Source organism: Burkholderia sp. Se-20373, assembly GCF_017104705.1.
Classification (GTDB): domain Bacteria; phylum Pseudomonadota; class Gammaproteobacteria; order Burkholderiales; family Burkholderiaceae; genus Burkholderia.
The window spans coordinates 22,506-29,525 of record NZ_JAAGPH010000105.1 but is presented as its reverse complement, the minus strand read 5'-3'; the positions used below and the strand labels follow the sequence as shown (position 1 = coordinate 29,525).

The following is a 7,020-nucleotide window of genomic DNA, read 5'->3' as shown; positions in this document are numbered from 1 at the left end:
CGATGCCCGCGCCGCGGCCGCCGCGTGCGCGGGTCGAACCGCCGGCCGCCGGCGAGCGCATGTCGGTCGCGTTCGCGCTGCAGACGCTCGCGGACGTGCGCGACACACACGACATCGTCGTCGAGGAAGCGCCGAGCGCGCGGCCCGTGATGCAGCAACACCTGCCGTTCACGCGCAGCGGCACGTTCTACACGATGGACAGCGGCGGGCTCGGCTACGGGATGCCGGCCGCCGTCGGCGTCGCGCTCGCGCAGCCGGGCCGGCGCGTGATCGGGTTGATCGGCGACGGATCGAGCCTGTATTCGATCCAGGCCCTGTGGAGCGCCGCGCAGCTGAAGCTGCCGATCACGTTCGTGATCCTCAATAACCGGCGCTATGCGGCGCTGCAGGATTTCGCGCCGGTGTTCGGCTTCGGCCCGGACGATCCCGTGCAGGGCACCGATCTGCCGAACCTGGATTTCGTCGCGCTCGCGCAAGGGATGGGCTGCCGGGGCGTACGCGTGACCGATGCCACGCGCCTGCGCGACACGTTGACCGACGCGCTGCGTGCGGCGACGCCGGTCGTCGTCGAAGTCGAGATTGCCTGAATGATGTGATGCGCAATACGCGTCCTGCCGGAGACTCCATGCAAACCGTATCGATGCTGATCGGCGGCGAACGCCGTCACTCATCCAGCGGCGCGACCTTTGCGCGCCGCAACCCGCTTGACGGCGAAGTCGCGTCCGAAGCGCCCGCGTGCACCGCCGACGATGCAAGTGCGGCGGCCGATGCTGCCGCCCTTGCATTTCCCGGCTGGGCCGCGCTCGGCCCCGGCGCACGCCGCGCGCTGCTGCTGAAGGCGGCCGCCGCGCTCGAAGCGAAGCACGAGCAGTTCGTCGCCGCGATGGCGGCGGAGACGGGGGCCTCCGCGCTGTGGGCCGGCTTCAACGTGCAGCTTGCCGCGAGCGGGCTCGTCGAGGCCGCGTCGCTGACCACGCAGGTCGGCGGCGAGCTGATCCCGTCCGACGTGCCCGGTTCGCTCGCGATGGGCGTGCGGCAGCCGGCCGGCGTCGTGCTCGGCATCGCGCCGTGGAATGCGCCGGTGATCCTCGCGACGCGCGCGCTCGCGCTGCCGCTCGCGTGCGGCAACACTGTCGTGCTGAAGGGTTCGGAGCTGTGTCCCGTCACGCACGGGCTCATCGTCGAGGCGCTGCAGGAAGCCGGGCTGCCGCCGGGCGTCGTCAATTTCGTGACGAACGCGCCCGAGGATGCGGGCACGATCGTCGATGCATTGATCGCGCATCCGGCCGTGCGCCGCGTGAATTTCACGGGCTCGACGCGCGTCGGCAGGATCGTCGCGGAAGCCTGTGCGCGCCACCTGAAGCCGTCGGTGCTGGAACTCGGCGGCAAGGCGCCGTTCGTCGTGCTCGACGATGCCGATCTCGACGCGGCAGTCGCGGCGGCCGCGTTCGGCGCGTTCGCGAATTCCGGGCAGATCTGCATGTCGACCGAACGCATCGTCGTCGACGCGTCGATTGCCGATGCGTTCGTCGCGAAGCTCGCCGACAAGGCCGCGTCGCTGCCGCTCGGCGACCCGCGCCAGGGCCCCGTCGTGCTCGGTTCGCTGATCGACATGAAGGCCGTCGAGCGCTGCAATGCGCTGATCGACGACGCGCTCGCGCACGGCGCGACGCTCGTGTGCGGCGGCAAGGCCGACGGCACGCTGTTCCCGGCCACGCTGCTCGACCATGTGACGCCGGCGATGCGCATCTATGCGGAGGAATCTTTCGGCCCGGTGAAGGGCATCGTGCGCGTCGATGGCGAGGACGCCGCGATCCGTTGCGCGAACGACAACGCGTTCGGGCTGTCGTCGGCCGTGTTCAGCCGCGACGTTGCGCGTGCGATGCGCGTCGCGGCCCGCCTCGAATCGGGCATCTGCCACGTGAACGGACCGACCGTGCACGACGAGGCGCAGATGCCGTTCGGCGGCGTGAAGGACAGCGGCTTCGGCCACTTCGGCGGCAAGGCCGGCATCGCGGCGTTCACGGACCTGCGCTGGATCACGGTGCAGACCGCACCGCGCCACTATCCGTTTTGATGAGGCCGCCGACGATGAGGATTGCGATTCTGGGCGCGGGCGCGATGGGCTCGCTGTTCGGCGGGCGGCTGGCCGAAAGCGGCGAGGCCGTCACGCTGATCGACGTGAACGATGCGCATCTCGATGCGATTCGCCGTGACGGGATGCGCATCGATGACGATCGTGGTGAGCGGCGTATCCGGACGTTGCAGGCCGTGCGGCCGGAAGTCGCGAATGCGGCTGCAACCGCATCGCCCGACGCATCGTTCGACCTGCTGATCGTTTTCACGAAATCGCTGCATACGCGTACCGCGCTCGACGGCGTGCGCGCGCTGCTCGAGCGAGACACGCACGTGCTGACGCTGCAGAACGGGCTCGGTAACGTCGAGACGCTGAATGCGTTCGTGCCGCTCCAGCGCATCCTGGTCGGCGTGACGACGTGGCCGGCCGACGCGGCGGGGCCCGCGCACGTGCGCTCGCACGGCGCGGGCACGATTCGCATGATGACGGCCGACGGCGCGGCGCGCCCGTTCGCGGCGACGGTGGCCGATACGCTGTCGCGCGCGGGGCTCGCGTGCACGCTGGACGCCGACGTGTGGGCCGCGATCTGGGAGAAGGTCGCGTTCAACGCGGCGCTGAACACGCTGTGCGCGGCGACGGGCTGCACGGTCGACCAGCTCGGCAACCATCATGACGGGCCGCGGCTCGCGCTCGCGATCGCAGCCGAGGTGGCCGCCGTCGCTCGCGCGAAGGGCATCGCGGTCGACGGCGAACGCATCGCGCGCAACGTCGAGCATGCGATCCACGCGCATCGCGGCCATCGTCCGTCGATGCTGCAGGACGTACTCGCGGGCCGTCGCACGGAAATCGACGCGATCAGCGGCAAGGTCGTCGCGGCCGCGCGCGAAGCGGGCGTCGCGGTGCCGCATGCGGAAACGCTGCTCGCGCTGGTCCGGCTGATCGACGCGCGGATGAACTGAGCATCAGGCGGGCGGCGCGGCTTGCGCCGCACGACGAGACGAGCACGTCGCGCGCAGGCGACGGCGCCGGATCGGGACAGGTTGGACGAGACACCGGAGGCGGCGCCGCTGCGTCGACGCCGGCCGCCTGCGCAGCACGAGATCCGGGCACGCGCCACCGCGCCAGCCCGGGCAACCGGAGACGCCATGAACGCCATCGAATGCCGTTGTCTTGCCGCGCGCCGCTCGCGCATGTTGCCGCCTGGGCGCGGCGCACGGGAGGTCGCATGAGCACGCGCGACGGATTGCAGCCGCCGGCCGTCGACATCGGCGCGACGCTCGACGACGGGCCGTTCACGACGATGCAGCGCTGCGTGGTGCTGCTCGCCGCGCTCGCGATCGTGCTCGACGGCTTCGACGGCCAGCTGATCGGCTTCGCGATTCCGGTGCTGATCCGCGAATGGGGCATCACGCGTGGCGCGTTCGCGCCGGCGGTGGCGGCCGGGCTGATCGGGATGGGCATCGGCAGTGCGTGCGCGGGGATCGTCGCGGACCGCTTCGGCCGCCGCCAGGCCGTGATCGGCAGCGTGTTCCTGTTCGGCATCGCGACCTGCGCGATCGGCTTCGCGCCGGACGTCACGGCGATCGCGGTGCTGCGCTTCGTCGCAGGCCTCGGGATCGGCGGCGCATTGCCGACGGCGACGACGATGACGGCCGAATACACGCCCGCGCGGCGTCGCACGATGATGGTGACCGCGACGATCGTCTGCGTGCCGCTCGGCGGGATGCTGGCCGGCCTGTTCGCGCACGAGGTGCTGCCGCGCTACGGCTGGCGCGGGCTGTTCTTCGCGGGCGGCGCATTGCCGCTCGTGCTCGGCTTCGTGCTCGTGCGTGCGCTGCCCGAATCGCCGCGCTACCTCGCGCGGCGCCCCGCGCGCTGGCCGGAACTCGGCGTGCTGCTCGCGCGGATGGAGCGGCCCGTCGCGCCGGGCACCGCCTTCACCGACCTGCGGGACGCACGCGCGGCAGGCAGCCGCGGCGGCTTCGGCGCGCTGTTCGCGAGCGGTCAGGCGCGCGACACGATCGCGCTGTGGTGTGCGTTCTTCATGTGTCTGCTCGCCGTGTATGCGGCGTTCAGCTGGCTGCCGACGATGCTGGCGGCGAGCGGGCTGAGCGTGTCGGTCGCGGGGACGGGGCTCACCGCGTACAACCTCGGCGGCGTGATCGGCGCGCTGTTGTGCGCGTGGACGATCGCGCATGCCGGGTCGCGCTGGCCGCTCGTGCTGTGCAGCATCGGCGGCGCGGCGAGTGCGGTATGGCTGATGGGTGTCGATTCGAGCCGCCACACGGGCTGGCTGATCGTCGGGCTCGGCCTGCACGGGTTGTTCGTCAACGCGGTGCAGTCGACGATGTATGCGCTCTGTGCGTACATCTACCCGACGGCCGTGCGCGCGACGGGCACCGCGAGCGCGCTCGCGTTCGGCCGGCTCGGCGCGATCTTCAGCGCGTTCGCGGGCGCGGTCGTGATCACCACGGGCGGCGCCACGGCCTATCTGACGATGCTGGCAATCGCGATGGGGGTGGTCTGCGTCGCGCTGCTCGTCGTGCGACGGCACATTCCACGACTGTCGCACGCGGCCGTGCAGCCGCGCGAAGGGGAGGCGCTGGCCCGCACGTCGTCGTGACGGCGGGCGGGCTCGGGGGCGCGTCGCGCGTTACAACGTGGTGCGTACGTGCCAGAGTTCAGGGAACAGCACGACGTCGAGCATCTTGCGCAGGTACGGCGCGCCGCTGGTGCCGCCGGTGCCCTGCTTGAAGCCGATGATGCGCTCGACGGTCGTCACGTGACGGAAGCGCCACTGGCGGAACGCATCCTCGAGATCGACGAGTTCCTCGGCCATCTCGTAGAGCTCCCAGTGCTGCTGCGGGTGACGGTACACCTCGAGCCACGCGGCTTCGACCGTCTCGTCATGGCGGGTCGGCTGCGTCCAGTCGCGCTCGAGCCGTTCCGCCGCGATCGGGAAGCCGCGCCGTGCGAGCAGGCGCACGACTTCATCGTAGAACGACGGCGCTTCGAGCGTCGCACGCACCTGTTCGAGGATGTCGGGCCGGTGCGCATGCGGCTGCAGCATCTGCACGTTCTTGTTGCCGAGCAGGAATTCGAGCTGCCGGTACTGGTACGACTGGAAGCCCGATGATTGCCCGAGATACGGGCGCATCGCCGAATATTCGGACGGCGTCATCGTCGACAGCACGCTCCACGCCTGCACGAGCTGCTCGAGGATCCGCGACACGCGTGCGAGCATCTTGAACGCAGGCGGCAGCGCGTCGGTGCGCACCGCGTCGAGGGCGCCGCGCAGTTCGAACAGCGCGAGCTTCATCCACAGCTCGCTCGTCTGATGCTGGATGATGAACAGCATCTCGTTGTGATCGGGCGACAGCGGATGCTGCGCGTCGAGGATCGAATTCAGCGACAGGTAGTCGCCGTAGCTCATCGATTTCGAGAAATCGAGCTGCGCGTTGTGCCAGCCGGCATCGCCGGGCACGTGCGACGCTTCGTGCGCGGCCGGGGCCGCGGGTGCCGAATGTGCGGCGCGCGCGCCCGAGAACGGGCAGCCCGCCGGCGCGTCGCCGCCGGGTGGCTGCATATGACCAGAATTCACGACTTTCTCCAGATTTGAATGACGGGGCGCGGCGCGCGGCTTGCGCGCGCCGGGCAAGGCCGATCAGGTCACCGCGCCGCGTTCGGCGAACTCGGGCGCCTTCCACGCGTCGGTGGCGAGGATGTCGCGCAGCGTCTCGACGGCATCCCACACGTCGGCGAAGCGCGTATAGAGCGGCGTGAAGCCGAAGCGCAGCACGTACGGCTCGCGATAGTCGCCGATCACGCCGCGCGCGATCAGCGCCTGCATTACTTCGTAGCCGTGCGGATGCTCGAAGCTCGCCTGCGAGCCGCGCTGGTGATGCGCGCGCGGCGTGACGAGCTTCAGCGACAGGCCCGCGCAACGCGCTTCGACGAGCGCGATGAATGCATCGGTCAGCGCGAGCGACTTGCGGCGGATCGCGTGCATGTCGGTCTGCAGGAACACGTCGAGCCCGCATTCGACCATCGACATCGACACGATCGGCTGCGTGCCGCACAGGAAGCGCGCGATGCCCGGATCGGGCGCGAAGCCCGGCTGCATCGCGAACGGTGCGCGGTGGCCCCACCAGCCGGACAGCGGCTGCGAGAAGTGCGCGTGATGGCGCTGCGGCACCCACACGAAGGCGGGCGAACCGGGGCCGCCGTTCAGGTACTTGTACGTGCAGCCGACCGCGCCGTCCGCGCGCGCGCCGTTCAGGTCGACCGGCACCGCGCCGGCCGAGTGAGCGAGATCCCACAGCATCAGCCCGCCGGCGTCGTGCACGAGCTGCGTGACGGCCGGCATGTCGTGCATGTAGCCGGTGCGGTAGTTCACGTGCGTGATCATCGCGACGGCCGTGTCCGCGCCGAGCGCGCCGGGCAGGTCGGCCGGGTCGTCGATCAGGCGCAGTTCGTAGTCGCCGCCGAGTTGTTCGATCAGCCCCTGCGCGATGTACAGGTCGGTCGGGAAGTTCGAGCGCTCCGACACGATCACGCGGCGCTCGGGCGCGCGCTCGGCCTGGTGGCGCACCATTGCCGACAGCAGCTTGAACAGGTTGATCGAGATCGTGTCGGTCACGACCGTCTCGCCGGGCGCGCCGCCGATCAGCGTCGCGAGCTTGTCGCCGAGACGGCGCGGCAGCGCGAACCAGCCGGCCGTGTTCCAGCTGCGGATCAGGCCTTCGCCCCATTCGGCGCCGATCACCTGCTGCGCACGGGCGGCCGATGCGCGCGGCTGCGCGCCGAGCGAGTTGCCGTCGAGGTAGATCACGCCGTCGGGCAGGGAGAACTGGTCGCGCAGCGGGGCGAGCGGATCGTCGCGGTCGAGCGCGAGCGCGTCTTCACGGGTCTTGATCATGATGTGGGGTCGTCAGTCGGGGTAA

At 70.5% G+C, this 7,020-nt stretch carries 6 protein-coding genes; 4 read left to right on the top strand and 2 right to left on the bottom strand.

Features of this window, described 5'->3' with window-relative positions:
- The 4 genes from G3N96_RS27545 to G3N96_RS27530 form a co-directional block, all read left to right on the top strand.
- On the top strand, positions 1 to 587 hold a 587-nt coding region (locus G3N96_RS27545; protein WP_241022844.1), incomplete at its 5' end, for a thiamine pyrophosphate-dependent enzyme.
- Positions 588 to 625: 38 nt separating this feature from the next.
- Entirely contained in the window at positions 626 to 2,077 is a 1,452-nt protein-coding gene (locus G3N96_RS27540; RefSeq protein WP_206139150.1) for an aldehyde dehydrogenase, read from the top strand.
- A gap of 14 nt (positions 2,078 to 2,091) precedes the next feature.
- Positions 2,092 to 3,036, top strand: a complete 945-nt coding sequence (locus G3N96_RS27535; protein ID WP_206139149.1) for a 2-dehydropantoate 2-reductase — start codon at positions 2,092 to 2,094, stop codon at positions 3,034 to 3,036.
- 266 nt (positions 3,037 to 3,302) lie between these two features.
- On the top strand, positions 3,303 to 4,700 hold the full coding sequence (locus G3N96_RS27530; RefSeq protein WP_206139148.1) for an MFS transporter: 1,398 nt from the start codon (positions 3,303 to 3,305) through the stop codon (positions 4,698 to 4,700).
- Between the two features lie 30 nt (positions 4,701 to 4,730).
- Here G3N96_RS27530 and kynA read toward each other — a convergent pair whose 3' ends face one another.
- Together kynA and kynU are read right to left on the bottom strand one after the other, a co-directional pair.
- Positions 4,731 to 5,663: a tryptophan 2,3-dioxygenase gene (kynA, locus tag G3N96_RS27525; protein ID WP_206139152.1), complete on the bottom strand. Its 933-nt coding sequence runs from the start codon at positions 5,661 to 5,663 to the stop codon at positions 4,731 to 4,733.
- 78 nt (positions 5,664 to 5,741) lie between these two features.
- Positions 5,742 to 6,992 (bottom strand): kynureninase, encoded by a 1,251-nt coding sequence (gene kynU, locus G3N96_RS27520; RefSeq protein ID WP_089495891.1) that lies wholly within the window; start codon positions 6,990 to 6,992, stop codon positions 5,742 to 5,744.
- Positions 6,993 to 7,020 lie beyond the last annotated feature (28 nt).

What these genes read in the sequence shown, in the direction of transcription:
- G3N96_RS27540 (WP_206139150.1), top strand. Translation starts at nt 626, where the DNA reads ATGCAAACCGTATCGATGCTGATCGGCGGCGAACGCCGTCACTCATCC.
- G3N96_RS27535 (WP_206139149.1), top strand. Translation starts at nt 2,092, where the DNA reads ATGAGGATTGCGATTCTGGGCGCGGGCGCGATGGGCTCGCTGTTCGGC.
- G3N96_RS27530 (WP_206139148.1), top strand. Translation starts at nt 3,303, where the DNA reads ATGAGCACGCGCGACGGATTGCAGCCGCCGGCCGTCGACATCGGCGCG.
- kynA (WP_206139152.1), bottom strand. Translation starts at nt 5,663, where the DNA reads ATGCAGCCACCCGGCGGCGACGCGCCGGCGGGCTGCCCGTTCTCGGGC.